This is a genomic window from Stenotrophomonas sp., from assembly GCF_036662295.1.
GTDB lineage: Bacteria > Pseudomonadota > Gammaproteobacteria > Xanthomonadales > Xanthomonadaceae > Stenotrophomonas.
Window position 1 is genome coordinate 1 of record NZ_JAVWXA010000055.1, and the last position, 24,846, is coordinate 24,846.

20 protein-coding genes are annotated in these 24,846 nt (G+C 68.5%); 7 read left to right on the plus strand and 13 right to left on the minus strand.

What is annotated here, in order from left to right:
• Nucleotides 1-177: 177 nt before the first annotated feature.
• Entirely contained in the window at nucleotides 178-1,239 is a 1,062-nt protein-coding gene (locus RSA25_RS11935; protein WP_332809098.1) for a hypothetical protein, read from the minus strand.
• 155 nt (nucleotides 1,240-1,394) lie between these two features.
• Nucleotides 1,395-3,932 (minus strand): glycoside hydrolase family 3 N-terminal domain-containing protein, encoded by a 2,538-nt coding sequence (locus tag RSA25_RS11940; protein WP_332809099.1) that lies wholly within the window; start codon nucleotides 3,930-3,932, stop codon nucleotides 1,395-1,397.
• Nucleotides 3,933-4,309: 377 nt separating this feature from the next.
• Here RSA25_RS11940 and RSA25_RS11945 point away from each other — a divergent pair, with 377 nt between their 5' ends.
• Nucleotides 4,310-5,317, plus strand: coding sequence for a LacI family DNA-binding transcriptional regulator (locus tag RSA25_RS11945; protein ID WP_332809100.1), 1,008 nt, complete (start codon nucleotides 4,310-4,312; stop codon nucleotides 5,315-5,317).
• Between the two features lie 9 nt (nucleotides 5,318-5,326).
• Here RSA25_RS11945 and RSA25_RS11950 read toward each other — a convergent pair whose 3' ends face one another.
• Nucleotides 5,327-6,598 carry a sugar MFS transporter gene (locus RSA25_RS11950; protein ID WP_332809101.1) on the minus strand — a complete coding sequence of 424 codons (1,272 nt, stop codon included), beginning with the start codon at nucleotides 6,596-6,598 and terminating at the stop codon, nucleotides 5,327-5,329.
• 421 nt (nucleotides 6,599-7,019) lie between these two features.
• Between RSA25_RS11950 and RSA25_RS11955 the strand changes: the two genes are divergently transcribed.
• From RSA25_RS11955 to RSA25_RS11965, 3 genes are all read left to right on the plus strand, one after another.
• The gene (locus RSA25_RS11955) at nucleotides 7,020-10,022 is read left to right on the plus strand and encodes a TonB-dependent receptor (protein ID WP_332809102.1); all 3,003 of its coding nucleotides are present in this window, start codon (nucleotides 7,020-7,022) and stop codon (nucleotides 10,020-10,022) included.
• A gap of 93 nt (nucleotides 10,023-10,115) precedes the next feature.
• Entirely contained in the window at nucleotides 10,116-11,132 is a 1,017-nt protein-coding gene (locus RSA25_RS11960; protein ID WP_332809103.1) for a cupin-like domain-containing protein, read from the plus strand.
• A gap of 213 nt (nucleotides 11,133-11,345) precedes the next feature.
• Complete coding sequence (locus tag RSA25_RS11965) at nucleotides 11,346-12,932, plus strand: sensor domain-containing diguanylate cyclase (RefSeq protein ID WP_332809104.1); 1,587 nt, start codon at nucleotides 11,346-11,348, stop codon at nucleotides 12,930-12,932.
• Nucleotides 12,933-13,031: 99 nt separating this feature from the next.
• On the opposite strand, the gene RSA25_RS11970 is transcribed toward RSA25_RS11965, so the two are convergent.
• The 3 genes from RSA25_RS11970 to aceK are packed head-to-tail and all read right to left on the minus strand — an operon-like array spanning nucleotide 13,032 to nucleotide 15,935.
• A complete protein-coding gene (locus RSA25_RS11970; RefSeq protein WP_332809105.1) occupies nucleotides 13,032-13,244 on the minus strand; it encodes a hypothetical protein in 213 nt (70 codons plus the stop codon).
• Nucleotides 13,245-13,265: 21 nt separating this feature from the next.
• Nucleotides 13,266-14,141 carry an energy transducer TonB gene (locus tag RSA25_RS11975; RefSeq protein ID WP_332809106.1) on the minus strand — a complete coding sequence of 292 codons (876 nt, stop codon included), beginning with the start codon at nucleotides 14,139-14,141 and terminating at the stop codon, nucleotides 13,266-13,268.
• A 57-nt stretch (nucleotides 14,142-14,198) separates the two neighbouring features.
• Entirely contained in the window at nucleotides 14,199-15,935 is a 1,737-nt protein-coding gene (gene aceK / locus RSA25_RS11980) for a bifunctional isocitrate dehydrogenase kinase/phosphatase (RefSeq protein ID WP_332809107.1), read from the minus strand.
• Between the two features lie 170 nt (nucleotides 15,936-16,105).
• Here aceK and RSA25_RS11985 point away from each other — a divergent pair, with 170 nt between their 5' ends.
• Nucleotides 16,106-16,852 (plus strand): KilA-N domain-containing protein, encoded by a 747-nt coding sequence (locus RSA25_RS11985; RefSeq protein ID WP_332809108.1) that lies wholly within the window; start codon nucleotides 16,106-16,108, stop codon nucleotides 16,850-16,852.
• Nucleotides 16,853-16,914: 62 nt separating this feature from the next.
• Here the strand turns inward: RSA25_RS11985 and RSA25_RS11990 are convergent, their stop codons facing one another.
• The 5 genes from RSA25_RS11990 to RSA25_RS12010 form a co-directional block, all read right to left on the minus strand.
• Complete coding sequence (locus RSA25_RS11990; RefSeq protein ID WP_332809109.1) at nucleotides 16,915-17,274, minus strand: hypothetical protein; 360 nt, start codon at nucleotides 17,272-17,274, stop codon at nucleotides 16,915-16,917.
• Nucleotides 17,250-17,738, minus strand: a complete 489-nt coding sequence (locus tag RSA25_RS11995) for a roadblock/LC7 domain-containing protein (RefSeq protein WP_332809110.1) — start codon at nucleotides 17,736-17,738, stop codon at nucleotides 17,250-17,252. The genes RSA25_RS11990 and RSA25_RS11995 overlap by 25 nt, the downstream gene beginning before the upstream one ends.
• A complete protein-coding gene (locus RSA25_RS12000) occupies nucleotides 17,731-18,279 on the minus strand; it encodes an ATP/GTP-binding protein (protein WP_332809111.1) in 549 nt (182 codons plus the stop codon). The genes RSA25_RS11995 and RSA25_RS12000 overlap by 8 nt, the downstream gene beginning before the upstream one ends.
• Before the next feature lie 2 nt (nucleotides 18,280-18,281).
• Entirely contained in the window at nucleotides 18,282-19,187 is a 906-nt protein-coding gene (locus tag RSA25_RS12005) for a hypothetical protein (protein WP_332809112.1), read from the minus strand.
• Between the two features lie 587 nt (nucleotides 19,188-19,774).
• Nucleotides 19,775-22,000, minus strand: a complete 2,226-nt coding sequence (locus tag RSA25_RS12010) for an NADP-dependent isocitrate dehydrogenase (RefSeq protein WP_332809113.1) — start codon at nucleotides 21,998-22,000, stop codon at nucleotides 19,775-19,777.
• 405 nt (nucleotides 22,001-22,405) lie between these two features.
• On the opposite strand from RSA25_RS12010, the gene RSA25_RS12015 reads away from it, so the two are divergent.
• Together RSA25_RS12015 and RSA25_RS12020 are read left to right on the plus strand one after the other, a co-directional pair.
• Nucleotides 22,406-22,762: a hypothetical protein gene (locus RSA25_RS12015; protein WP_332809114.1), complete on the plus strand. Its 357-nt coding sequence runs from the start codon at nucleotides 22,406-22,408 to the stop codon at nucleotides 22,760-22,762.
• 67 nt (nucleotides 22,763-22,829) lie between these two features.
• Nucleotides 22,830-23,603 (plus strand): hypothetical protein, encoded by a 774-nt coding sequence (locus RSA25_RS12020; RefSeq protein ID WP_332809115.1) that lies wholly within the window; start codon nucleotides 22,830-22,832, stop codon nucleotides 23,601-23,603.
• Nucleotides 23,604-23,689: 86 nt separating this feature from the next.
• Here RSA25_RS12020 and RSA25_RS12025 read toward each other — a convergent pair whose 3' ends face one another.
• A complete protein-coding gene (locus RSA25_RS12025; protein WP_332809116.1) occupies nucleotides 23,690-24,193 on the minus strand; it encodes a hypothetical protein in 504 nt (167 codons plus the stop codon).
• Nucleotides 24,194-24,233: 40 nt separating this feature from the next.
• Nucleotides 24,234-24,527, minus strand: coding sequence for a LysM peptidoglycan-binding domain-containing protein (locus RSA25_RS12030; protein ID WP_332809117.1), 294 nt, complete (start codon nucleotides 24,525-24,527; stop codon nucleotides 24,234-24,236).
• Nucleotides 24,528-24,846 lie beyond the last annotated feature (319 nt).

Consider the following 24,846-nt stretch of genomic DNA (forward strand, 5'->3'; position numbering starts at 1 on the left):
CGGAGCGGGACTTGCAGCGTGTCCCGCGAACCCGCACACCCCCACCCCGCGCGACCAGGCCAGCACTCGCAAGGCTTCACACGACGCAACCGCATCAGCGAGAACTCCGCAGAGAGGCCAAGCACCCGCGCTTGCCCGCCGATCAGCAGCACAGCCCCTCGCAACCCATTACCCGTACTACCGGCACACCTCGGCCGGGTTCAACCCCAGGTCCCGGCATACCCGGTCATGGGCCACGCCCGCATGCCGCTGCTCTTCGCCCAGCACCCGATCCACCAGCGAGCCCGTCCCGCGGAAGGACAACCCGCACCACGGCTGCGCCGGCACTTTCCCGCCCAGCGCCTGCATCACCGGCCGTGCCTCCTCCCAGGCACCGGTCAGGTACAGCGCCAGCGCGAAGTGGCTCAGCTGCTGCCGCCATGCGCGCCCCTTGCGTGCCGCCAGCGCCTGCGGGATCCCCGCCCCGTCGGTATCCAGCCAGTCCAGCAGCGCCTGCCGCATCCATCCGCCCAGCTGCAGCCCGCGCACCTGCGCCACGATCGCCAGCAGCGAATCGCAGTCGTCCATCAACGGATACATCCACTCCACCACGTGCGCCGGCACCGCCACGTGCGCCCCGTGGCCGCGCGGCGCGCTGGCACTGATCCAGCGCAGGTACGCCCACATCTGCTCGTCGCTGCCGCCCCACTTGGCCATGCTGCCCTTGGCCGCCAGGAACACCGTCGGCGTGTGGAACGGCGCCACCGCCATCGCCTGCTCGATGCGCGCGACCCGCGTGCCGCGTTCGATCCCGCACACCACGTCGCAGTGGATCAACCCGTACAACGCCATCGCCGATGACCGGTCGCGCGCCGCCAGCGTCCTGAACGCCGCATGCCCGCGCTCGAAGCACAGCGGGAACGCCTTGCGCCGCGCCTCGGGAATGGCGTCCAGGTAGTCCTCGCCGCGCAACCGCCAGCCTTCGCCCAGGTGCGCAAAGGCCAGCAGCAACAGCGCATCGTCGCTGTCCGGTGCGTCTGCATGCCAGCGGGCGGCGGCCGCCGACGCCTGCACCTGCTCGCCCCAGCAGCCGTAGAAATTCTGCTGCACGTCCTCGTGCAGCGCCGCCATGTACTGGCTTGCCTGCGCGTACTGCTGGCGCGTGACCAGATCGAGCAGCGCGGCGGCCTCGGCAATCAACTCCACCTCGATCGAGGTGCCGTGGGGTACCAGCCCGATGGCCTGGAAAATGCTGCGCATGGATGTCCTTATCAATCGCTGCGTGCCACGCACGAAGCCGGGGCACGGATTGTAAGGGTCCACGCGCGTGCTGGCATCCCACGCACGCGATCAGCCACGACACACACGCGGCAACGGCGCCGGCGTGCCCGGCGCAGCCACCGCATGCATTGGCCTCAGGGGCAGCGCACTGCGTGCTCGGCGGTATCGCTGTTCACCGCCACCCGCACCTGCGTGAACGCCGCCGCGAACGGTGCATCGGCACTCACCACCAGCGGCGCTTCCACCGCCCCCAGGTCCACGCCGTTGCGCGCGAAACAGGCCAGCGGCACCGTCACCGTCTGCTTCGTGCCCGGTGCCACGCCGGTCAACAGCGGGGCGATATCCACGCCGCCCTCGCAACCGGTGCCGCACTGCATGCTCACCTTCACCGGCGCGGCGGGCGCGTGCACCACCTGCACGTCGAACTGCAGCGCGCCGTGGTTGCGCGCCAGCGCCCCCAGGTTGCGTCGCGAGCTGCTGCGCGCGACCAGCTGCGCCGGTGCCAGCCAGGTGACTTCCTTCGCGTCCTGCTGGGTGTTCACCTGCACCGTGCGCACCTGCACCACCGGCGAGGCGGCCGGCCAGCGCAGCGTGGCGTTGAGGTCGTTGCCCAGCGGCTGGGTGGCGCCGTTGGCCGCCACGTGCAGTGCAAACGGCGGCGTATCGGCACGGTTGAAGATCGGCAGCGTGGTCACCTCGCCGCAGTTGTCCGGGTTGGCCTCGGGCAGCGTGGCCACCCGGCCGGCGGCGGCGTAGCTCAAGCCATGGCCAAGGGTGAACAACGGCGGGCGCTTGGGGTCGGGGCGGTCGAGCGGTGCCGGGCACGGCACGCCCGGCCACGGGAAGCTGAGGCGGCCGCGGAAGTCGCGCGCCGGCTTGCCATCCTTGCCGGCCACCAGTACATCGGTGATGCCCTTGCCTTCGCTGCCGGGCAGCCACGCGGCCACGAAGGCCCCGGACAGGTTGAGCAGGTCGTTGGTGTACATCGGCCGGCCGGAGAAATACACCGTCACCACCGGCTTGCCGGTGGCCTGGGCGGCGCGCAGCAGGCCCAGGTCCTGCGGGTAGGCGCGGCTGTGGCTGACCGAGTCGGAGGCCAGGATGTCACCGTTGGTCTCGGCATACGGGGTCTCGCCGACCACGGCCACCACCACGTCGAACTGGCTGGGGTCCAGGTGGCTGCCGTCCGCGCTGTAGCTCACCTGCTGCGTGCCCAGTTCCGCGCGCAAGGCCCCCAGGACCGAATCTGCGTACGGGAAATCGGCGTTGACGTTCTCGGTGCCCTGCCAGGTCAGCGACCAGCCACCGGCCTGGTCGGAGAGGCTGTCGGCGCTCTTGCCGACCACCATCACCCGCGCATCGCGGCGCAGCGGCAGGGCGCTGCCTTCGTTCTTCAGCAGCACGAGCGATTCGGCCACGGCGCGCCGCGCCAGCGCGCGGTGTTGCACGGCGTTGGCGTCGCCGGCGTAGCGGCTGTCGGACGGCTTGTGGTCGAACAGGCCGGCGCGCAGCTTGACCCGCAGGATGCGCGCCACCGCATCGTCGATGCGGGCCATCGGGATCTGCCCGCCTTCCACCTGGGCGATGGTGTTGGCGATGAAGGCCTTCCAGTCGTCGGGCACCATCACCATGTCGATGCCGGCGTTGATCGCCTGCGCGCAGCTGTCGTTGCGGCAGCCGGGCACCTGGGCGATGCCGTTCCAGTCGGACACCACGAAACCGTCGAAGCCCATCTTGTCCTTGAGTGCGTCGGTGAGCAGCGCCTTGCTGCCGTGCATCTTGCCGTAGTCCACGTGCCCGGCGCGGTCGTTCCAGCTGTTGAAGGAGGCCATCACCGTCTGCACGCCCTCGCCCAGCGCGCCGTAGTAGCCCTGGCCATGCACGTTGACCATGCTGGCCTTGTCCACCAGCGCCTCGCCCTGGTCGCGGCCCTGGTCGGTGGCGCCATCGCCGATGTAGTGCTTGGCCGTGGCCACCACGTTGCCGTCGTCGGCGAAGCGGCCCTGCGCGCCCTTCACGTAGGCCCGGGCGTACTCGCGCACGCGCGCCGGGTCGGCGGAGAAGCTCTCGTACGTGCGGCCCCAGCGCGGATCGTGCGCCACCGCCAGGGTGGGCGCGAATACCCAGTCGATGCCGGTGGCGCGGGTGGCGCGCGCGGTGGCCTCGCCGATGCGTTCCACCAGCTCGGCATCGCCGGCCGCGCCCAGCCCGATGTTGTGCGGGAACAGCGTGGCGCCATAGACGTTGTTGTGGCCGTGCACCGCATCGGTGCCCCAGATCACCGGGATCGGGGTCTTGGCGTCGGTGGCCAGCGAGGCGGCGCGATAGGCATCGGCCAGGGCCAGCCACTCGGCCACCGTCGCGTGCTTGTCCATGCCCGGCCAGGAGCCGCCGCCGTTGAGCACCGAGCCGATGTAGTACTGGCGCACCTGCGCCGGGGTGATCGTCTTGATCTCCGGCTGGGTCATCTGCCCCACCTTCTGCGCCAGCGTCATCTGCGCCAGGATCGCCTGCACGCGGCGCTCCAGCGCCGCATCGGGGGCGATCGCGCTGGTCACCTTCGGCCAGTCGGCCAGCGGCGCGGGGGCCGCCATCGCAGCGGTGAACGGTGCGGCCAGGGCCAGCAGCAGGCAATGGGCAAGGCGCGTCTTGTTGGGGCGGTTCACGGACATCTACCTCCGGTGGACGGGTTCGCGATCGAGGGAGGGCGCTGCCGCGGCCGGCCGCGCGGCATGACGCGCCAGGCGCGATGCCGTGGTATTTGGATCGGTACAACGCCCCGTTCTGACAGCGCTGTCATACAAAGCCCGGGCAGCGCTGTCAACCTGCAAAGGCCCGCGCCGCGCCCACGTCACGCAACCGCAAGGGGCCGGCACGCGGATGCGTCGCGCGATTGCGCCGATGGTGTTGCGATGCCGCACGAAAATCGCGAACGCGCCACGAGTGCCCGCGACATGGCAACATCCGCCTGCATCGGCACAGCCCGCGCGGCCGCTTCGCACTACCCTCGGCATCTGCCGACCTGCCCTTACATAGGATCCACCGCACCATGCGTAGTCGAATCGAGGATGTCGCCGCCGTCGCGGGCGTTTCGATCAAGACCGTGTCCCGCGTGCTCAACAACGAGCCCAACGTGCGGGCCGAAACACGCGAACGGGTGGCCGCGGCGGTGGCGCGACTGGGCTACAAGCCCAACCTGTCCGCGCGCAGCCTGGCCGGCCAGCGCTCCTACGCATTGGCGCTGGTCTACAACAATCCCTCGCGCAACTACCTGATGGAGATCCAGAACGGGATGCTGGAGGCCTGCCATGCAAGCCACTACAACCTCATCCTGGGCCCGGTGGGCGTGGGCCGCAGCACCCTGCCCGACCTTTCCGCGCTGTTCGAGAACTCCCGCCCCGATGGCGTGGTGCTGATCCCGCCGCTGACCGATGACGCGGTGGTGCTGTCCTACCTGGCCGACCACGAGATCCCGTTTGCCAGCATCGCCCCGCGCCATCCGGAGGGCTGCATCGGCGTGCGCATGGACGAGACCACCGCGGTGGTCGAGCTGATCGGCCACCTGGTCGCGCAGGGCCATCGCCGCATCGCGCACATCAAGGGGCCACGCACGCACGGCGCCTGCCAATGGCGCCTGGCCGGCTATCGGCAGGCCTTGCGCGCGCACGGCATCGCCTACGATCCGGCGCTGGTGGCCAGCGGGCAGTTCTCCTTCGAGTCGGGCATCGAGGCGGCCAACGCGCTGCTGGACCTGGACCAGCCGCCGACGGCCATCTTCGCCGCCAACGACGACATGGCCGCCGCGGTGTACCGCGTGGCCGGGCAGCGCGGCCTGCGCGTGCCCCGCGACCTGTCGGTGTGCGGGTTCGACGACACGCCCATCGCCGGGCATATCTACCCGGCACTGACCACGGTGCGCCAGCCCACCTCACGCATGGGCACGCTGGCCACCGAGCAGTTGATCGAGCGCATCCGCAACGCCGACGGCGGCCGCATGGTCACCGTGGACCATGCGGTGCTGGTGCGCGAATCCACCCACCCGCCGCGCCGGCGCTGAGCGCCGCGCTCAGTCCTGCAGGCGCGCGCCCCGCCAGGCGTAGAACACGATGTACAGGTAGCACAGCATCGGCAGCAGGAAGGACACCTGCAGGCCGTGGTGGTCGGCCAGCCAGCCCATCGCCAGCGGCACCACGGCCCCGCCCACGATGGCCATCACCAGCAGGCTGGAGCCTTCGCCGGTCAAGGTGCCCAGCCGCGCGATGGCCAGCGCGAAGATGGTGGGGAACATGATCGAGTTGAACAGGCCGATGCTCACCACCGCCCACTTGGCCAGCGCGCCGCTGCCGAGCATCGTCACTGCCAGCAGCACCATCACCATCACCGCGAAGACGCCCAGCACCCGGCGCGGTGCGATGCGCGCCAGCAGCACGGTGCCGACCAGGCGCCCGACCAGCGCACCGCCCCAGTACATCGAGACATAGCGGGTGGCCTCCTGCTCGCTCAGGCCCTCGCCGATGCCGGGCATGGACAGGAAGTTGACCAGCACGCTGCCGATGGATACTTCCGCGCCCACGTAGAAGAAAATCGCCAGCACGCCCAGCAGCAGGTGCCGATGCCGCAGGGCATCGCGCAGCCGGCCACCGCGGGCACCGTCCTCCACCCCGGCGATGGTGGGCAGGCGGAACATCCAGAACGCGACCGCCAGGGCGAACAGGGTCAGTGCCAGGCCGAAGTACGGCACCTGCACCGACTGCGCCTCGGCGGCACGGTAGGCCAGCGCCTCGGCGGCCGGCAGCAACGCCAGCTGCTCGGCGCTGCGCGGCTCGGCCGACAGGATCAGCAGGCCGCCGAACAACGGCGCCAGCGTGGTGCCCAGTGCGTTCATCGACTGGGCCAGGGTGAGGCGGCTGGAACTGGTCTCCTCCGGCCCCAGCAGCGCCACGTACGGGTTGGCCGCCACCTGCAGCACGGTGATGCCGGTGGCCAGCACGAACAGCGCGCCCAGGAACAGGCCGTACACGTGCAACTGCGCGGCCGGCCAGAACAGCAGCGCGCCCACCCCGGCAATCGCCAGCCCGGCCACGATGCCGCGCTTGTACCCCAGCGCGGCCACCAGCCGGCCCGCCGGCAGCGACATCAGGAAATACGCACCGAAGAAGGTGAACTGCACCAGCATCGCCTGCACCCAGGTCAGCGCGAAGGCGGCCTTGAGGTGGGGGATCAGGATGTCGTTGAGGCAGGTCAGGAAGCCCCACATGAAGAAGATGGCGGTCACCACCCCCAGCGCCACACGATTGCTTTGTACGTGCTGCCCGCGCACTGCTGCAGGGTTGTCCATTGCATGTCCTTCCGGTTGTGATTGCCGGCCACGCGGCGGCCACACATGGAACTCGCTCCGCCCTCGATTGTCCAGCGCTGTCAGACAACCGGTCATGGCAGCGGTCAGCCGTGGCGCGCAGGGCCAGCGGCGGTTTTGCGCAGTTCCGTTCTGCACTGCACAACGTATGGAAGGGGCCATCGCCACGCCGCCACGTCCCACGCAAAACGTGCGGCAACGCCTGCGCTGCGGTGGTTTTCGCCACGCCGACAGCATCGGTGCAACCGTTCCCATCGGCAGGCGCGATGGCGGCGGCCGACACGCTGGACGGGCGTTTGTTGACAACGCTGTCAACCATGGCCCCCAATCCGGCCACGTGTGCAGTTGAACGATCCAATCGAGACGAACCGCCATCACCGAATTCCCTGGGGAGGGAGCTTCCATGAAGACGTACAAGGCAGTACCCCGCAAGGCGATGCTCACCTCGGCGCTGCTCGCCGTGCTGGCCGGCCCGGCCTGGGCGCAGCAGTCCAGCGGCAACGCCGCGCCCGCGCAGGACCCCGATCCGGCCACGCTGGATACGGTGCAGGTCACCGGCATCCGCGGCAGCCTCACCTCGTCGATGAACCTCAAGCGCGACAGCCAGGGCGTGGTCGATGGCATCGTCGCCGAGGACATCGGCAAGTTCCCCGATACCAACCTGGCCGAGTCGCTGCAGCGCATCAGCGGCGTCTCCATCGACCGCACCTCCAGCGGCGAAGGCTCCAAGGTGACCGTGCGCGGCATCGGCCCGGACTTCAACCTGGTGCTGCTCAACGGCCGCCAGATGCCGGCCTCCAACCTGGGCAACGGCGGTGGCGGGCTGTCCGGCTCGCGCTCGTTCGACTTTGCCAACATCGCCTCCGAGTCGATCTCCTCGGTGGAGGTCTACAAGACCACGCGGGCCGACAACCCCACCGGCGGCATCGGTGCCACGATCAACATCAAGACCCTGCGCCCGCTCGAATCCGAGCCGGTGATCAGCCTGGGCCTGAAGGCGGTCAACGACAGCTCCAACGACAACCTGCCGCGCACCCTGCAGGGCGCCAACGTGACCGGCGAACTGTCGGGCATCTTCAGCCAGCGCTATGCCGACGACCGCTTTGGCGTGACCTTGAGCGCCAGCCACCAGGAGCGCGATTCCGGCTTCAACCAGGCCACCGTGGCCGAGGGCTGGGCCACCTTCCAGGGCGATGAAGCCACGGACTGGCGCGCCCTGCCGCAGCCCGGCCAGGGCTATGCCAACCGCATCCAGAACCGCCCCGGCGCCGAGGACATCTACGGGCGCCCGCAGAACACCGCCTACAACGTCAACGGCGTGCAGCGCCAGCGCACCAACGCCCAGGCCACCCTGCAGTGGAAGCCGGCCGACAACGTCACCACCACGCTGGACTACACCTACGTGGAGAACAAGGTGCAGCAGCAGCGCAGCGAGCTGTCGGTCTGGTTCAACTACGGCCCCGGCGACAGCACCTGGACCAACGGCCCGGTCGCCGCACCGATCATCTACAGCGAGGACATGACCAACTCGGACGTGTCGATGGGCGGCATGAAGCTGGCCACCAAGAATGCGATGGACTCGCTGGGCTTCAACGTGGCCTGGGAAGTCAACGACGCGCTGGACCTGTCCTTCGATTTCCACAACGCCAGCGCCGAATCGCAGCCGGACAGCCCCTACGGCTCGGCCGGCGTGCTGGGCGTGGCCGCCTTCGTGCGCGGCAAGACCACCGTGGACTACAGCGGCGACCTGCCGATCATCAACATCGCCCTGCCACCGGGTGGCGTGCAGGCCGCCGATGCGCTGGTCACCGGCAGCGTGTTCCAGAACAGCTACAACAAATCCAAGGTGCAGCAGTACCAGGGCAGCGGTACGTTCACCTTCGCCGATTATTCGGCGCTGGATTTCGGCCTCGGCCATACCAAGGTGGAAAACCGCTCGGCCTCGGCGATCATGCAGCGCGATACCTGGGGCGGGCTGGGCAACGCGGCCGACTACGATGACAGCATCTGGTACGCCGACGACATGGCCCGGTACTTCAATGCGTTCTCCGGGCACAGCGACCCGCGCCTGACCGGGCAGTTCCTGGTGTTCGACTTCGACCGCCTGCGCGAGCGCGCCGGCCAGATCGCGGCCAACGGCGAACCGCCCTGCCCCTCCTGCTACCTGGCGCCGACCGAGTACACCGAGGACATCCGCACCACCGAGACCTCCAAGAGCGCCTACCTGCAGTACCGCACCACCTTCGACTGGTCCATGCCGCTGCACGTGGCCGCCGGCGTGCGCTACGAGCAGACCGAAGTGGAATCCACCGCACTGGTGCGCGTGCCCACCAGCATCAACTGGGGCTCGGCCAACGAGTTCAACCTGGGCTATGCCGCCGAAGGCACCTTCATCGGTGGCAAGGGCAAGTACGACTACGTGCTGCCCAGCGTGGACCTCAAGCTGGACCTGACCGAAGCCCTGGCGCTGCGCGGCAGCTACAGCCGCAGCATCGGCCGCCCCGGCTGGACCCAGATCGACAGCGGCCGCCGCTTCGACAACATCGTGCGTACCCAGGGCGGCACCGGCTCGCGCGGCAACCCGGCGCTGGAGCCGCTGCTGTCGGACAACTTCGACCTGTCGCTGGAGTGGTACTACGGCGAATCCAGCTACGCCTCGGTGGGCTTCTTCCGCAAGAACATCAAGAACTTCATCAGCAACACCATCGTGCGCGACAGCAGCGCCGGCCTGCACACGCCGGTGGGCGGCACCTACTGGAACGAGGCCATCGCCTCCGGCTGCGGGGTGACCGACATGCCCTGCATCCGCGACTACATCTTCACCAACCACGACGGCGACCCGGGCGTGACCGCCACCGGCACCAACCCGGCCGGCCAGCTCACCGGCACCATCGTCGGCCAGCCCGGCGACCCGGTGGCCGGCTTTGACATCACCCTGCCGGCCAACCAGCGCTCGGACCATCTCGATGGCTGGGAAGTGAGCGTGCAGCAGTTGTTCGGGCAGACCGGCTTCGGCCTGGCCGCCAACTACACCAAGGTCAAATCCGGGCTGACCTTCGACAACCTCAGCCTGGGCGACCAGTACCCGATGATCGGGCTGAGCGACTCGGCCAACCTGGTGCTGTTCTACGAGAAGTACAACTGGCAGGTGCGGGCGGCCTACAACTGGCGCGACAAGTTCCTCAACGGCATCGGTGGCCAGGGCCCCAACCCGAACTACACCGAGGCCTACGGCCAGCTGGACCTCAACATCAGCTACGCGGTCAGCGACCAGCTCACCCTGAGCGTGGAGGCGATCAACCTCACCGACGAAACCATGCGGACCTACGCGCGCCACACCAACATGCTGCGCTACGCCACCCAGACCGGCCCGCGTTACATGCTTGGCCTGCGTTACAAGTTCTGACCCCTGCGAAGGGCCGCCCACCCGCGTGGCCCTTCGCCGCCCCGGCGCGCTGCGCTACCGTGGACGCCCCACCCTTGCCTTTCCTGGACCGCCATGACCCCTGCGCCCGGCCCGATCGAGGAGCTGCACGACCTGGACCTGGCGCAGCTGCCGGCATTGCTGCCGCAGTGGACCACCCCGCGCGTGCTGCGTGGGGTGGTGGCGCACTGGCCGATGGTGGCCGCCGCCCGCGAGGGAGCAACATCGGCGGTGGCCTACCTCAAGCAGTTCGACGCCGCGCACCTGCCGGTCACCGCCACCACGGCGCCACCGCAGGCGCAGGGCCGCCTGTTCTACAACGCAGACATGAGCGGCTTCAATTTCCGCCGCGAGCAGATCGCCCTGAAGGTGGTGCTCGACACCCTGCTCAAGTACCAGGCCGATCCGGCGCCGCCCAGCATCTACGTGGCCTCCACCACGCTGGACACCGTGCTGCCCGGCTTCAGCCAGGCCAATGCACTGGCGCTGGGCGTGCCCGCGCCGCTGACCAGCGTGTGGATCGGCAACCGCTCGCGCATCGCCGCCCACCAGGACGTGCCGGACAACCTGGCCTGCGTGTGCGCCGGCCGACGCCGGGTGACGCTGTTCGCGCCCGCGCAGGTCGACAACCTGTACATCGGGCCGCTGGATTTCACCCCGGCCGGGCAGGCGATCAGCCTGGTCGACTTCGCCGCACCGGACCTGCAGCGTTTCCCGCGCTTCGGCCAGGCGCTGGCCCAGGCGCAGGTGGCCGAGCTGGGCCCGGGCGATGCGGTGTTCATCCCCTCGCTGTGGTGGCACCACATGGAAGGGCTGGACGCCTTCAACGTGCTGGTCAACACCTGGTGGCGACCGGTGCCGGCCTGGATGGACGGGCCGATGAATGCCCTGATGCTGTCCCTGCTGGCCCTGCGCGACCTGCCGCCGGCGCAGCGCGCGCACTGGCGCACGCTGTTTGACCACTACGTGTTCTCCGCCGACGCCGACACCAGCGCCCACATCCCCGCCCACGCGCGCGGCGTGCTGGCACCGCTGGACGAGGCCGCCGCGGCCAACGTGCGCAGCGTGCTGCGCCAGCGGCTGACGCGCTGAGCCGACGATCGCCCGCCGCTTCACCCACGCACCGGAAGAATCCGCAATAATCCGCGCCGTGATCCGCAGTCCGCCCGGGAGCGGGGTTGCCGGCGAACGGGCGCGCTGGCGCGTCCGGGCACGGCACCACGCAGTGCGCTCCTGATTGCTCCATCGATGCCGTTCCATCCGTCCCCCGGCTGGCGCTGCACCCTGCCAGTGCCAAACGACCGCATGCGCCCGTTGTCCACCCGTCTCAACCTCGGCAAGCTGATCCTTGCCCTGGCCCTGCTCAGTGCGCTGGTCGCGCTGGCCAACACCCTGCACGCCAGCTATCGCGTGCAGCGCGAACAACTGATCGGCAATACCCTGGAAGCCAACCGGGTGTATGCCAGCAAGCTGGCCGAAACCACCCAGAACTTCATCCAGTCCGCGCAGCAGCAGCTGGCCTACAGCGCCACCTCGCTGGGCCAGCGCGCGCACACCCGCGAGGAGCTGGAAGCCGAAGCGGCGCGCCTGCAGCTGCAGACCAACAGCTTCAACTCGGTGCTGATCGTGGACCCGGCCGGCACCGTGCTGGCCACCTCGCCGCAGAGCCTGGCGCTGCAGGGCGTGGTGCTCAAGAGCCCCGGCAACAAGGAAGCGCTGGCGCGGCGCGAGCCATTCATCAGCGACCCCTACCAGTCGGCCACCGGGCGGCTGCTGGTGGCCATCTCGCACCCGGTCTTCAGCGCGCAGGGCCAGTACCGGGGCTACGTCAGCGGCACGATCTACCTGCGCGAGCGCAGCATCCTGCAGACCCTGCTGGGCAAGCACTACTACCGCGACGGCTCCTACCTGTACGTGGTGGATCGCAACGGCCGCATCCTGTACCACATCGAGCCGGACCGGGTCGGCCAGTTCGCGCTGGAGAACCCCGCCGTGCAGGCGGTCAGCCGCGGCCATTCCGGCGCCCGCCAGGTCCGCAACAGCCACGGCGTGCAGATGCTGGCCGGGTTTGCGCCGGTGCCGGTGGTGGGCTGGGGCGTGGTCGCCCAGCGCCCGACCGAGGCCACCCTGGCGCCGCTGTCGCACCTGATGACCTCGGTGATCTGGAATGCCATCCCGCTGGGCCTGCTGTCGCTGCTGGTCACCTGGTGGTGCGCGCGGCGCATCTCGCTGCCGCTGTGGCAACTGGCGCGCAACGTGCAGAACCGCGACACCGGCATCGCCATCCGCCACGTCACCGGCATCCGCGCCTGGTACTACGAGGTGTCCCACCTCAAGCAGGCGCTGCTGTACAGCTTCAACCTGCTGCAGGACCGCATCGGCAAGCTCAACCGGGCCAGCATGACCGACCCGCTGACCGGCCTGCAGAACCGCCGCGGGTTGCAGCAGGGGCTGGAGGACTGGCAGGCGCGCGGCCAGCCGTTTGCGATCATCGCCCTGGACATCGACCGCTTCAAGACCATCAACGATCGCTTCGGGCATGCCGTCGGCGATGCGGTGATCCTGCGCATCGCCCAGCTCATGCGCGACGACTCACGCGATACCGACCTGCTGTGCCGCAACGGCGGCGAGGAGTTCCTGATCCTGCTGCCGGGCGTCGATACCCCGACCGCGGCGGCGATCGCCGAACGCCTGCGCCTGCAGGTGGCCGCCGAGTCGTTCGAGGACGTCGGCTCGGTCACCGTGTCGCTGGGCGTGGCCCACTACCCCACCTACCACGACGACCCGCAGCAGGCGCTGCGCCTGGCCGACAAGGCGCTGTACATGGCCAAGGAACAGGGGCGCAACCGCACCGTGGTGCATCCGGAAGGCAGCGCGCGCGAGCGCGATTGAGGCCTGCACAAACGAGGGTAGAGCCACCCCATGGGTGGCTGTGCCGACCACGACAAGCCATCAGACCGGCATCGCACGCCCGCCAAGCACGCGCGGCCCTCAGCCTTGGCCGAGAACCGTCTTGAGCACCGGGCCGGCGCTGTCGCCCACCACATAGGCCCCGTCGCCCAACGCGTCCGGCGCCACCGCCGTGCGCTCGGGCTGCTGCCACGGCACGGGCTGGCGCGGGCCCGGCAGATAGGGCTCCCAGGCTGGCGTGGTCGACGCGGCATGCTCGGCATAACCGCCAGCCTCGCACGGCAAGGCGACCATATCTGTTACAGCCGCGCCGCCTCAGCCGCCAAGCGGGGTCAGCAGCCGGGGGCCCTTGCGCGCCGCATCGGCCATGAACACCCCGCCGGCCGGCAACAGGTCGCCGTCGTCATCGAGCAGGGCCTTGTCGGCGCGCCACGGCGCCTGCTGGCGCGGGCCGGGGATATAGGCATCCCACTTGCCGTAGCGTTCCTCGCGGCCGTCATTGAAGGCGAACCGCACCGGCACGCGCACGGTCCAGCTGGCATCGTCCTTGTCCTCGCCGGTGGTGGGCACCTTGAAGGTCCACTTGCGTGCGGCGCCCATCGAGACGCGCGACAACTTGTCGCGCATCCGGCGCATGTTCGGCTCGGTGGCGATCGTGCGCAGGTTGACCTGCTCGGTGGCCACGTCCAGCACCTTGCCGTCGCGGCCGATCTGCAGCAACAGCAGCACGTCGCCGCGCCCACCGGCGTAGTACACGTCTTCGGGATAGGCCGGCGGCGGCAGCTTGAGGCGGGTGACCGAATCGGTGGCGTTGTCGTCGTAGCGCTCGAAGCTGGCCGCCAGCAGGGTCACCTTCTGCGTGCCATCGGGGTTGATCCTGCCGCCCAGCCGGATGCTCACCGGCGAGCGTGCCTGGACCGCCTTGCCATCGACCTGCACCGGCTGGAAGCGCCAGGTGCGCACGGTCTCCTCGACGAAGCCGGCGATGCCCGCGTGGACCTGGTCGCGCTTGTCCATGCGGAAGCCTTCCACCTGGCCTTCGGTGCCGATGTCGATCTCGCCGGTCAGCACCATGCTGGCCTCGGCCTGCTCACGTACCGCTTGCCGGGACTGCGCCTGGGCCTGCGGCATCATGGCCATGCCGGCACCGCCCATGGCGAGGGCCAGCGAAAGAATATGGGATGTACGCATCGCACCTGCTCCTTGTGGATGCCACCGAGCCTACCGCAGCCGGGCGCCTGCCGCCAATCAGGCCAACCGATGGCTGGCCGCGTAAGGCGGCGTATCGGGGAAGTCGCCCGCGGCGAACCGCGCCTGCAGTCCCTGCCACCAGTGCGGATCGAACAGGTGCGCGAAGTGCTCGCGCACGGCCGCCAGCTCGGCCGCCGGCAGCCCCATGAACATCCAGAAGCGCTCGGGAAACACGTCGCGCGGCCCGATCTGGAACCACGGCTCGTCGGCCAGTGCCTCCTCCTCGTTGCGCGGGGTGGGCCACGCGCGGAAGTGGCAGTCGCTGACCAGGCACAACTCGTCGTAGTCGTAGAACACCGCGCGGCCATGCCGGGACACGCCGAAGTTCTTGGGCAGCATGTCGCCGGGGAAGATGTTGTTGCGCGCCATGTCGGTGATGGCCTGGGCGTAGTCCAGCGCGGCCTGGCCGCGCGCCTGCCCGCCCTGCTCGCGCAGGTAAAGGTTGAGCGGGCGGAACCGGCGCTGCACGTAGCACAGCGCGATCACCAGCGCGTCGCCGTCCTCGCGCACGCTGCCGGCGCACTGGGTGAGCAGCTCGTCCAGCAGCGCCGGGGCGAAGCGTGCGCGCGGGAAGCGCAGGTGGCGATAAGGCTGCGCATCGAGCAGGCGGCCGACGCGATCCAGGTTGAACACCAGCGCGTATTTCTCTTCAACCTGGTGCCGGGTCATCGTCTTCGGCCAGGCAAAGCGGTCGCGGATGAGCTTGAACACCAGCGGGTAGCTGGGCAGGGTGAACACCGCCATCACCATGCCCGGCGTGCCTTCGGCGTGGACCAGCTGCTCGCTGGGATGCTCGTGGAAATGCCGGAAGAAGGTGCGATAGCGTTCGGTCTTGCCCTGCTTGGCGCGGCCCAGCACGGTGTAGATCTCATCGATGGGCTTGGCCGGCAGCAGGCTGCGCAGGAACACCACCGCATCGCCGACGGTGGCCAGGTCGGCCTGGAAATAGCTGCGCGACACGCCGAACAGGTGCGCCACATCGCGCCGACCGGTAAGCACGGCATCGGCACGCAGGCCCTGGCCGTCGTTGACCAGCACGATCACGCACGGCGAGAACCGGTGCTCGCCAAACACGCGCCCCACCAGGTAGGCGCGGCGCTCGCGGTAGAACACGGTGTCCAGCAGCTCGATGCTGCGCACCGGGTAGGCGCCCCAGTGGGCCAGGTCGTCCTGCAGGCGCACGGCGATGGCCGCCGCGCAGCGCAGCTGGTGCGCATAGGGCACCTCGAACCGGTAGTCGCCCAGCACGCGCATGAACGCCTCGGCCGGGCGCGTGGCCGACAAGGTGTAGCTGTGCCGCGCGACCGGATGGGTGATGGCGTCGGAAGGCTCCACGTCGATGGCCATGAACTCGATGGCCGCATCCACGCCCTCGGTGGCGAACAGGCGCCGGGCCAGGGTGTTGTAGAAGGTCTTGTACAGCTCGGCGTCGATCAGGCCCTCCAGCAGCGTGGCATAGGCCTGGCGCACCTGCAGCCACACCGCGCGCGCGCCGATGGCCTGGCCGGCCGCACGCCGCATCGCATCCACCGTCCGGGCCACGCACTGGTCATACAGGCCGATGCGTTCGACCGCATCGGCGCGCGCACCGGCCCAGTCGCGGGTTTCAAAGCGCAGCCGCGCGCGCCGGGTCACCTCGGCAAAGCGTGCGTGGTAGTGCTCGAAGCCATCGCGGACCAGCACCGCCAGCGCGACGGGCAGCGCGTCAGGCGCCACGGGGGAAGCTGCGACCATGCCATCGCACCGGAAGGACCGGCCTTTACCATACGCCAGCACATGCCTACCCGGTAGCGTTGGCTGCAGAACAGTGGGCGCAGTCGTTCCTCACACAGAATTGAAACCAGTCTGAATGACAAGCATCTTCGCCATAACTAGGCTGAGATGAGAATCAATGGAGGTAGACGATGCAGCAGCTGGCACTCATCCCGCGCGTGGACGAAGGAAGCATGATTCCCCAACGAATCGGCGATGGCTACATAAGTGCGACTGCACTGTGCCAGTCTGTCGGCAAGCGTTGGTCGGACTACAGGGCACTCAAGACGACGGGAGAGTTCATCCAGGAGCTCACACTACAAACCGGCCAGTCCGAGGCACAACTGATCCACGTGGTGAGCGGTGGAAATCCCACACTTCAGGGAACGTGGGTTCACCCGTACCTGGCCATGAACCTGGGCCAATGGCTTTCCCAGCGATTCGCGGTGAAGGTGGCCCAGTGGGTGTTCGAATGGCAACAGGGCAAGGTCACGGCGGTCATGCCGGTGCACCTGGAAAGATACATGCAGAACCGCTCCAAGGTTCCGTACACCCACTTCTCGATGCTCAACGAGCTCACCCTCAATCTCATCGCTCCGCTTGAGCAGGCGGGCTACACGTTGCCGGCGGAAATGGTGCCGGATATCTCGGAGGGGCGCCTGTTCTGCAAGTGGCTGCGCGACAACCGCGGGATCGACCCCGCCCACTTCCAGACCTACGAGCACAGCTATCCTGACGGGCGCACGGTGCCGGCCAAGCTCTATCCGATCGAACTGTACGAAGACTTTCGCCTCCATTTCAACGAAACCTGGCTGCCGCTGCATGCTCCCAAGTACTTCGCGGCCAGGGACAAGAAGGCGCTCGGGTTCGTGCAAACGCTGCTGCTCCCTGCACCCTGAGCAACGTCATGGCGAGCGCCGAGTGCGCCTGCCGGGAGCAAGACGCACTCGATGACTGGCCGTTACAGCGCCAGCTCGGCCTCCACGTCCTGTACCTTGCGCCGGGCCAGGGCCAGGTTGGACTTGTTGCGATCCAGCACCAGGTACAGGAACAGCCCCTTCTTGCGCGAGACCGGCCGCATGATGTGGTACGCCTTGCCCAACGAGATGAGGATGTCCTCGATGGTGTCGTTGAGGTTGAGCGAGGCCGCCGTCTTCATCTTGGCCCGGATCACTTCGGTGTTGCCGGCGGCGGCCACTTCCATGTCCATCCCCGAGCCGGCCTCCCCCAGCAGCATGCCGCTTTCGTAATCCACCAGTGCCACCGCCTGCGCACCGTCGATGGTCATCAGCGCGTTCAAGGTATCCTCGAGTCCTGCCATGGTGCACCCCCTAGGTTGTCGAGCCCCGTTTCCTCCTGCGGATCGGCTCGTGATCCGCTGAGTTCGGCCATGATGTTGCGGCCACATTCCTTCGCATTCCACAGGACCTTGCCGATCACGCAGCGCGCGTCGCAGGCGGTCATCAGCAACAGCGGCGCCGGTTGCGCCGGCAGCGCCAGCATCAGCACCTTGCCGCCGCCGGCTTCGAGCATCAGCACCTCCAGCTCGCCCAGCGCCAGCTCGCGCCCCACCGCCGCAGCCAGTGCCAGCATCGCGCTGGTCATCGCCGCCAGCCGCTCGCCGTTGCCATGGGTGCCGGCCGCCGGCACCAGCGCGAAGCCGTCCACGCTGGCCAGCACCACGCTGCGCACGCCGGTGATGTCATCGGCGAAGCGCTGCAGGTGCAGGCCCAGGTGCAGGCGGGTTGCCGCGTCCAGGCGGCGGGCATCGTGTCCGTCAGCCATGCAGGGCCACCAGTGCGCCCGCTTCCATCTCTCCCATCAGCACGTCCATCAGGCACAGGCCCTGCTCGCGGTCGCGCGCATCCACCGGCACCACCGGCAACCAGCGGCCATCGCGCCCGGCGCGGGTCGCGCAGGCGTCGAGGTCGAAACCCGGGGCCAGGTCCAGCCGCGAGACCCCGATCACCGCCGGCACCTGCGCGGCGTGCTGCCCCAGCACGCCCAGGTAGCCCTCCATGTCCGCCAGCGTGGTGCTGGCGGTGGCGTCCAGCAGCAGCACCACGCCGCTGGCCCCCTGCAGCAGGATCGGCCAGAGGAAGTCGAAGCGCTGCTGCCCCGGCGTGCCATACAGGCGCAGGCGGTCGCCGTTGGGCAGGTCGATGTCGGCATAGTCCATCGCCACCGTGGTGGAGGCCTTGTCCGCGCCCTGGCGGTCGCTGTTGTGCACGTCGGTGTCGATCACCGCCCCGGCCGCGATCGCGCGGACCAGGGTGGATTTGCCACAGCCCATGCTGCCCAGCACCACGATCTTGTGTTCGCGCACGCTCAGCCCCCGCCACGCTGGCGCACGCTGCGCCACATGCGCGCCAGCAGCCCGCCGCCGGCCGGGGCATCGCCCACCGGGCGACGCGTGTCCGCGCCGGCTTCCAGCGCGGCGTAACCGCACAGGTAGGCCGGGTGGACGAAGGCGCGCACCGCCGCTTCGCCGATCTCCAGCAGCGCGGCGCATTCGCTCACGCTGCAGGCGCGCTTGAGCAGCAGCGAGCACAGCCGGAAGCTGTCGTGCTGGTGGCCGAGCACGCGGAAATCCGGCCAGCGCAGCAGCCGCACCCGCGCCTGCCCGCGCAGGCGCGCGTCCAGGTCCTGCCAATGCGCCGGGTGCTGGCCCCATTGCCACAGCAGCGGGCGCAGCGGCTGCCGTGGCAGTTCGCCGGCGAGTTGCTGGTAGCGCTTGGCAGCGATGCCATGCAGCGCCAGGTGCTCGAACTCATCGGACAGCAGCTGCGCCAGCTCGGCGTTGCCGCTGCCATCGGGCACCACCATCTGGTCCTGTTCGAAATCCAGCAGCAGCATCGGCAGGCCTTGCAGCGCCAGCACCGCATGGCCCTGCCGCGACTGCAGGTGCTCGCGCAGGGCGCGGGTGATGGCCTTGGCCGCGCGCGCGGCGATGGGCTCTTCGATCGGGTTGGCGGCCGACGGCATCTGCCGCAGCGCGTGCTCGATCGCATGGTCATCCAGCACCGCATGGCCCTCACGCTGCCCGTGGCGCAGCGCACCGTACTGGTCTTCGATCCAGAACTGGATCTTCGGGCGTTCGCGCACCATGCGCAGCGCGGCATTGCGCAGGGCGGGCGTATCCTTGATCACCAGCAGGTCGCAGTCGTCCAGGTCACGGCAACTGCGCACCGTGTCCGCCGGCAACGCCGCGGCCACGCGCAGGCGTTGCAGCAAGGCGTGCTCTCCCTGGACATCCGATCCCACCACCAGCACCCTGGCCATCGCCTTCCCCTGCGCCGTGAGAGTTCACACTTACTGCGGAAAAGATCGTCGATAGGCTATGCCATCGAAATCGCGTCATAAGTGATGGATCGCACAGATTGGAGTGACGTTTTCCTGCCTTGCGGCGGTGGCAAGCGTGGCGGCGTGCAGGGCAAGTTTCGTACCAGTGGTGTTGACGCGGCCTTCATGCCGCGCGGCGTGGCCGATGACGAAGATCACGGTGTCGGGTGGGTGGCTGCTTCCATATCATTGCCATCGAGGTAGCCACCCATGGGGTGGCTCTACCCGGTGAAGCGCTGGGGCGCCAGCAAAAGCCCGCGCCGGGTTTTGCTCGGGCGCATCGCGGCGCGGCCTTGGCTACGTCCGGCGTCGGGCAGGTAGAGCCACCCCATGGGTGGCTGCTTCCAGATCATTGCCATCGAGGCAGCCACCCATGGGGTGGCTCTACCCGGTGAAGAAACTGCCGGGCTGCGGTCAACAAAAAACCCGCACCGGGGCGCGGGTTTTTCGTGCATCACCGCCAGGGCGGCGAGGCGACCTTACAGGGCGGCCAGCGCCTGGTTGAAGGTGTCGCTCGGGCGCATCGCGGCAGCGGCCTTGGCCACGTCCGGGCGGTAGTAACCGCCGATGTCCACGGCCTTGCCCTGCACCGCGGCCAGTTCGCCCACGATGGCCTGCTCGTTGTCGGCCAGCGCCTTGGCCAGCGGGGCGAAACGGGCCTTCAGCGCGGCATCTTCTTCCTGCGCGGCCAGGGCCTGGGCCCAGTACAGCGCGATGTAGAAGTGGCTGCCACGGTTGTCGATGCCGCCAAGCTTGCGAGAGGGCGACTTGTCGTTGTCCAGGAACTGGCCGTTGGCCTGGTCCAGGGTCTTGGCCAGCACGCTGGCACCGGCGTTGTCGTAGCGGTTGCCCAGGTGCTCCAGCGAGGCGGCCAGCGCCAGGAATTCACCCAGCGAATCCCAACGCAGGTAATCCTCTTCCACGAACTGCTGCACGTGCTTGGGCGCCGAACCACCGGCACCGGTCTCGAACAGCCCGCCGCCGGCCATCAGCGGCACGATGGACAGCATCTTGGCGCTGGTGCCCAGCTCCATGATCGGGAACAGGTCGGTGAGGTAATCGCGCAGCACGTTGCCGGTCACCGAGATGGTGTCCTCGCCCTTGCGGATGCGGTCCAGCGAGAAGGCGGTCGCCTCCACCGGCGGCAGGATGCGGATGTCCAGGCCCGCGGTGTCGTGGTCCTTCAGGTAGGTCTCCACCTTGGCGATCACCTGCGCGTCATGGGCACGGCTGGCATCCAGCCAGAACACGGCCGGGGTGCTGCTCAGGCGGGCGCGGTTGACGGCCAGCTTCACCCAGTCCTGGATCGGGGCGTCCTTGGTCTGGCACATGCGCCAGATGTCGCCGGTCTGCACGGCATGCTCGAACACCACCGCACCGGCCTCGTCGGTGACGCGCACGGTGCCGTCGGCCGGGATCTGGAAGGTCTTGTCGTGCGAGCCGTATTCCTCGGCCTTCTGCGCCATCAGGCCCACGTTGGGCACCGAGCCCATGGTGGCCGGGTCGAACGCGCCGTGGGTGCGGCAATCGTCGATCACCGCCTGGTACACGCCGGCGTAGCAGCGGTCGGGGATGACGGCCTTGGTGTCCTGCAGCTTGCCGTCGGCATTCCACATGCCGCCCGAGTCGCGGATCATCGCCGGCATCGAGGCGTCGACGATCACATCGCTCGGCACGTGCAGGTTGGTGATGCCCTTGTCCGAGTTGACCATGGCCAGGCCCGGGCGCTTGCCGTATTCGGCAGCGAGGTCGGCCTTGATGGCCTCCTGGGTGGCCTCGGGCAGCTGCGGCAGGCGCGCGAACAGATCGCCGATGCCGTTGTTGGGATCGAAGCCGGCCTGCTTGAGCACGTCGGCGTGCTTGGCCAGCACGTCCTTGTAGAACTCTTCGACGACCACGCCGAACATGATCGGGTCGGAGACCTTCATCATGGTGGCCTTCAGGTGCAGCGAGAACAGCACGCCCTTGGCCTTGGCATCGGCGATCTGCGCCTGCACGAACGCGGCCAGCGCGTTGCGGCTCATCACCGCGGCATCGACGATTTCACCGGCCTTGACCGCGGTCTTTTCCTTCAGCACCACGGTGCTGCCATCGGCCTGCTGCAGCTCGATCTTCAGGCTGCCGGCGCTGGCCAGCGTGGCCGACTTCTCGCTGCCGTAGAAATCGCCGCCGTCCATGTGCGATACGTGCGACTTGGACTCGGGCGACCACTTGCCCATGCGATGCGGGTGCTTGCGGGCGTAGTTCTTCACCGACAGCGGCGCGCGGCGATCGGAGTTGCCTTCGCGCAGCACCGGGTTCACCGCACTGCCCTTGACCTTGTCGTAGCGCGCCTTGATGTCGCGCGACACGTCGTCGGTGGGCACGTCCGGGTAATTGGGCAGGGCAAAGCCCTGGTCCTGCAGTTCCTTGATCGCCGCCTTCAGCTGCGGCACCGAGGCACTGATGTTGGGCAGCTTGATGATGTTGGCATCCGGGGTGGTCGCCAGCTGGCCCAGCTCGGCCAGGTGGTCGGCTTCCTTCTGGTCGTCCTTCAGGTAATCCGGGAACAGCGCCAGGATGCGGCCGGACAGCGAGATGTCGCGGGTTTCAACGGCGATGCCGGCGGTGGCGGTGTAGGCCTCGACGATCGGCAGCAACGACTGGGTGGCCAGGAACGGGGCTTCATCGGTGAGCGTGTAGAGAATCTTGGGCGTGTTCGACATGGGGGATCAGGGCTCTCTTGCAGATCTCGTGAATGATGGCCGACGGCGATGCCGGGCCGCGTGCAACCGGGTCACTTTCCCGTGGATCGCGCCGGTCGGCGCGCATGGCGGGAAACCCCCGCATTGTCGCGTTTTCAGCCGCGTGGAGCAAAGCCGGGCCATACGCGGCGGTACTGCAACGCTGCGATCCATGCCACGCCGGTTCGGTATCGCCTGAAACCTTGCCGGGCCGGCGCCGGACGCGCCGCCGGGTGACGCCGGCGGCCCGGGGGCGGCGCTGATGCTTCCTTAACCGGGGCCCGGGGTATAGTCGGCCCGGTTGGACGAAACAGGATGGTCGTCATGTGGAAATTCAGGCTGCCGGCAACGGCAATGATGGTTCTTCTAGCATCAGGAGGGTGCGCGATGTCCAACTCCGCTCATGCGGTTCCCGAGGCCGCGGCCACGCTGCAGGTGCCCGCGCAGACGCCCACACCGAAAATATTCGCCTGTGCCCGCCAGCGGCTGGCGCAACTGGGCCAGGACGAGGCACTGTGGGACCACCCGGTGACCCGCGAGGACCTCCAGCATGGCGTGCTGGAAACCGGCGACTTCCCCGAAGACAACATCAGCGGCTTCCGCCTCCACCTGGAGCATGACCCGGCCAAGGGCGCGGTCGCGCTGCGCCTGCGCGGGGCCGGGGCGTACTTCGTGGACCAGGGCGTGGAAGCGGGGCTGAAGGAATTCGAGAGCGGTTTCGCCGCCTGCGTGGCATCACCGTAAGGAAGGCCGGACACGCGGCGGGTGCATGGCACCTTGCCGCCGGCGCACACCCATCAAGGAGAGGACCATGCCGGACGACCGCTATTCCATCGAGGCCCGCTCACTGCGCGTGGCCGGCGTGGCCAGCCACGACTACTGGGTGCTGCGCGGGCCCGACGGCAAGGACATGGCCGAGTTGCATGGCCTGGCCACCGACCGCGAGACCAACCGCGCCATCCCGATCGGCACCGACGAGAAGAAGCACTCGCTGCGCGTGTGGCATTTCGTGCACGACAAGGACTTTGCCGCCGAGCATGGCGTCAAGCCCACGCGCGAGAGCTACATCCAGGAAGGCCAGCAGCACAACACGGTGCTCACCGGCACCCGGGAAGAAGTGCTGGGCCGCTGGAATGCCGCGGTGGCCGCCAAGGAGCCGCTCAACGCACTGGACCTCAACTACCCCAATTACGGGTTCAAGGTGTTCAGCGATACGGTCAACAGCAACTCGGCCTATCGCACCCTGGGCGAAGTGATGGGCGTGCCGGTCAAGGACTTCGGGGGCGTGATCGAACCGGGCATCGACAACCGCATGACCACCCCCGAGGAGATCGAGAAGCTGCGCAACAAGGACTACCCCGTGCTGTCCTCGCGAGATGCCCCTGGCCGCGAGGCGGGCGCGGACACGCTGCTGGCCGGCGCCCGCGACGGCGGGCCGGCGTTGGACACGGCCCTGCGCGACCTCCAGGCCTCCCCGCAGGGCCAGCAGTTCGCGGCCACCGCCCAGGGCGAGGCACAGGCACGCAGCGTGGCCGACGCCGGCCGCGATGCCGACCCCGTGCAGCCGGCCGCCGCACGCAGCTGATCGGCGGGAAACCGGAACCAAAAAAAGACGCAGCCTCGCGGCTGCGTCCATCGTGAGCCTGTTGCCGGGAGAGAGTCGGCGCGGGCTTACTTGACCTCGAACTCCTGCGGCGTTCCGGCCGCTTTGCCATCTACCATGACTTCCGCACGGTACTTGCCTGCCGGCCAGCCCTTGGCATTCTTGAACGTGATGTTGGTGGTCTCGGCCGCCGTGGTGTTCAGCGTCTGCGAGTTTTCACCGGCCACCTGGCCGTCCTGGAAGGTCAGCTTCGCGCCGACGTTGGCATTGCTCGCGGTGCCATCGGTGCGGACCGACACGATGATGTCGTCCTTGGGCGCGAACAACGCGGCGGTCGCCACGCTCTTGTCGGCGGCGGCGGTCTTGCCGACGGTTACCTGGGTCACGCTCACCGCCGCGGCGGCCGCCATCGGCTCGGGCGCGGCCGGCGTCATCGGCGCCGGCTCGGCAGGCGTCATCGCCGCTGGCTGGGCGTTGTTGTCGGCGGTGTCTTCTTTCTTCTTGCAACCAGCCAATGCCACGGTGGCCAGCAGGGCAGCGAGAACGGCGGTACTGATGGACGTCTTCTTCATGGAATTCCTCCCTGGGAATCAGTGGACTACGCGGAACGACTCAGCCTTTGGGCGGCAACTTGAGGGTCTGGCCCGGGAATATCTTGTCCGGGTCGCCCAGCACATCGCGGTTGGCCTCGAAGATCTGCTTCCAGGCGTTGGCATCGCCCAGTTCCTGCTTGGCGATCTTCGACAGCGAGTCGCCCTTCTGCACGGTGTAGGAACCTCCCACCTTCTCGGCGGTGGTATCCACCGATGAGGTGACGCCGGAGAAATCAGCCTTTTCCACCTTCTGCGCGGTCGTATCCACGCTGGAGGTGACACCGGAGAAATCGGCCTTCTTATCGGTACTCATCCACACGCTCCCGTCTTCATTGACGACATGGGAGGCAAGGTGTCACAGCCCGTGTTAATGGGGCATGGCGTGGATGTGAAGACACCCGGAACGCCGCCTGCGCGGGGGGGTAGAGCCACCCCATGGGTGGCTGCGCGCGTGGTGCAGGGTTCCCAGGGCAGCGACCCATGGGGTCGCTCTACCGGGCGGTGCCGGGTTCCAGGGCAGCGACCCATGGGGTCGCTCTACCGGCGCGTGACGCGACCCGGGCCTGCGACCAATGGGGTCGCTCTACAGGCGGGCGACGGGTTCAGGTGCAGCGAACCCAGGGTTCGATGTA

Excerpts from the sequence above, each read along its gene's own strand:
- RSA25_RS11935 (WP_332809098.1), bottom strand. The coding sequence starts at position 1,239 with ATGCGCAGCATTTTCCAGGCCATCGGGCTGGTACCCCACGGCACCTCG.
- RSA25_RS11940 (WP_332809099.1), bottom strand. The coding sequence starts at position 3,932 with ATGTCCGTGAACCGCCCCAACAAGACGCGCCTTGCCCATTGCCTGCTG.
- RSA25_RS11945 (WP_332809100.1), top strand. The coding sequence starts at position 4,310 with ATGCGTAGTCGAATCGAGGATGTCGCCGCCGTCGCGGGCGTTTCGATC.
- RSA25_RS11950 (WP_332809101.1), bottom strand. The coding sequence starts at position 6,598 with ATGGACAACCCTGCAGCAGTGCGCGGGCAGCACGTACAAAGCAATCGT.
- RSA25_RS11955 (WP_332809102.1), top strand. The coding sequence starts at position 7,020 with ATGAAGACGTACAAGGCAGTACCCCGCAAGGCGATGCTCACCTCGGCG.
- RSA25_RS11960 (WP_332809103.1), top strand. The coding sequence starts at position 10,116 with ATGACCCCTGCGCCCGGCCCGATCGAGGAGCTGCACGACCTGGACCTG.
- RSA25_RS11965 (WP_332809104.1), top strand. The coding sequence starts at position 11,346 with ATGCGCCCGTTGTCCACCCGTCTCAACCTCGGCAAGCTGATCCTTGCC.
- RSA25_RS11970 (WP_332809105.1), bottom strand. The coding sequence starts at position 13,244 with ATGGTCGCCTTGCCGTGCGAGGCTGGCGGTTATGCCGAGCATGCCGCG.
- RSA25_RS11975 (WP_332809106.1), bottom strand. The coding sequence starts at position 14,141 with ATGCGTACATCCCATATTCTTTCGCTGGCCCTCGCCATGGGCGGTGCC.
- aceK (WP_332809107.1), bottom strand. The coding sequence starts at position 15,935 with ATGGTCGCAGCTTCCCCCGTGGCGCCTGACGCGCTGCCCGTCGCGCTG.
- RSA25_RS11985 (WP_332809108.1), top strand. The coding sequence starts at position 16,106 with ATGCAGCAGCTGGCACTCATCCCGCGCGTGGACGAAGGAAGCATGATT.
- RSA25_RS11990 (WP_332809109.1), bottom strand. The coding sequence starts at position 17,274 with ATGGCAGGACTCGAGGATACCTTGAACGCGCTGATGACCATCGACGGT.
- RSA25_RS11995 (WP_332809110.1), bottom strand. The coding sequence starts at position 17,738 with ATGGCTGACGGACACGATGCCCGCCGCCTGGACGCGGCAACCCGCCTG.
- RSA25_RS12010 (WP_332809113.1), bottom strand. The coding sequence starts at position 22,000 with ATGTCGAACACGCCCAAGATTCTCTACACGCTCACCGATGAAGCCCCG.
- RSA25_RS12015 (WP_332809114.1), top strand. The coding sequence starts at position 22,406 with ATGTCCAACTCCGCTCATGCGGTTCCCGAGGCCGCGGCCACGCTGCAG.
- RSA25_RS12020 (WP_332809115.1), top strand. The coding sequence starts at position 22,830 with ATGCCGGACGACCGCTATTCCATCGAGGCCCGCTCACTGCGCGTGGCC.
- RSA25_RS12025 (WP_332809116.1), bottom strand. The coding sequence starts at position 24,193 with ATGAAGAAGACGTCCATCAGTACCGCCGTTCTCGCTGCCCTGCTGGCC.
- RSA25_RS12030 (WP_332809117.1), bottom strand. The coding sequence starts at position 24,527 with ATGAGTACCGATAAGAAGGCCGATTTCTCCGGTGTCACCTCCAGCGTG.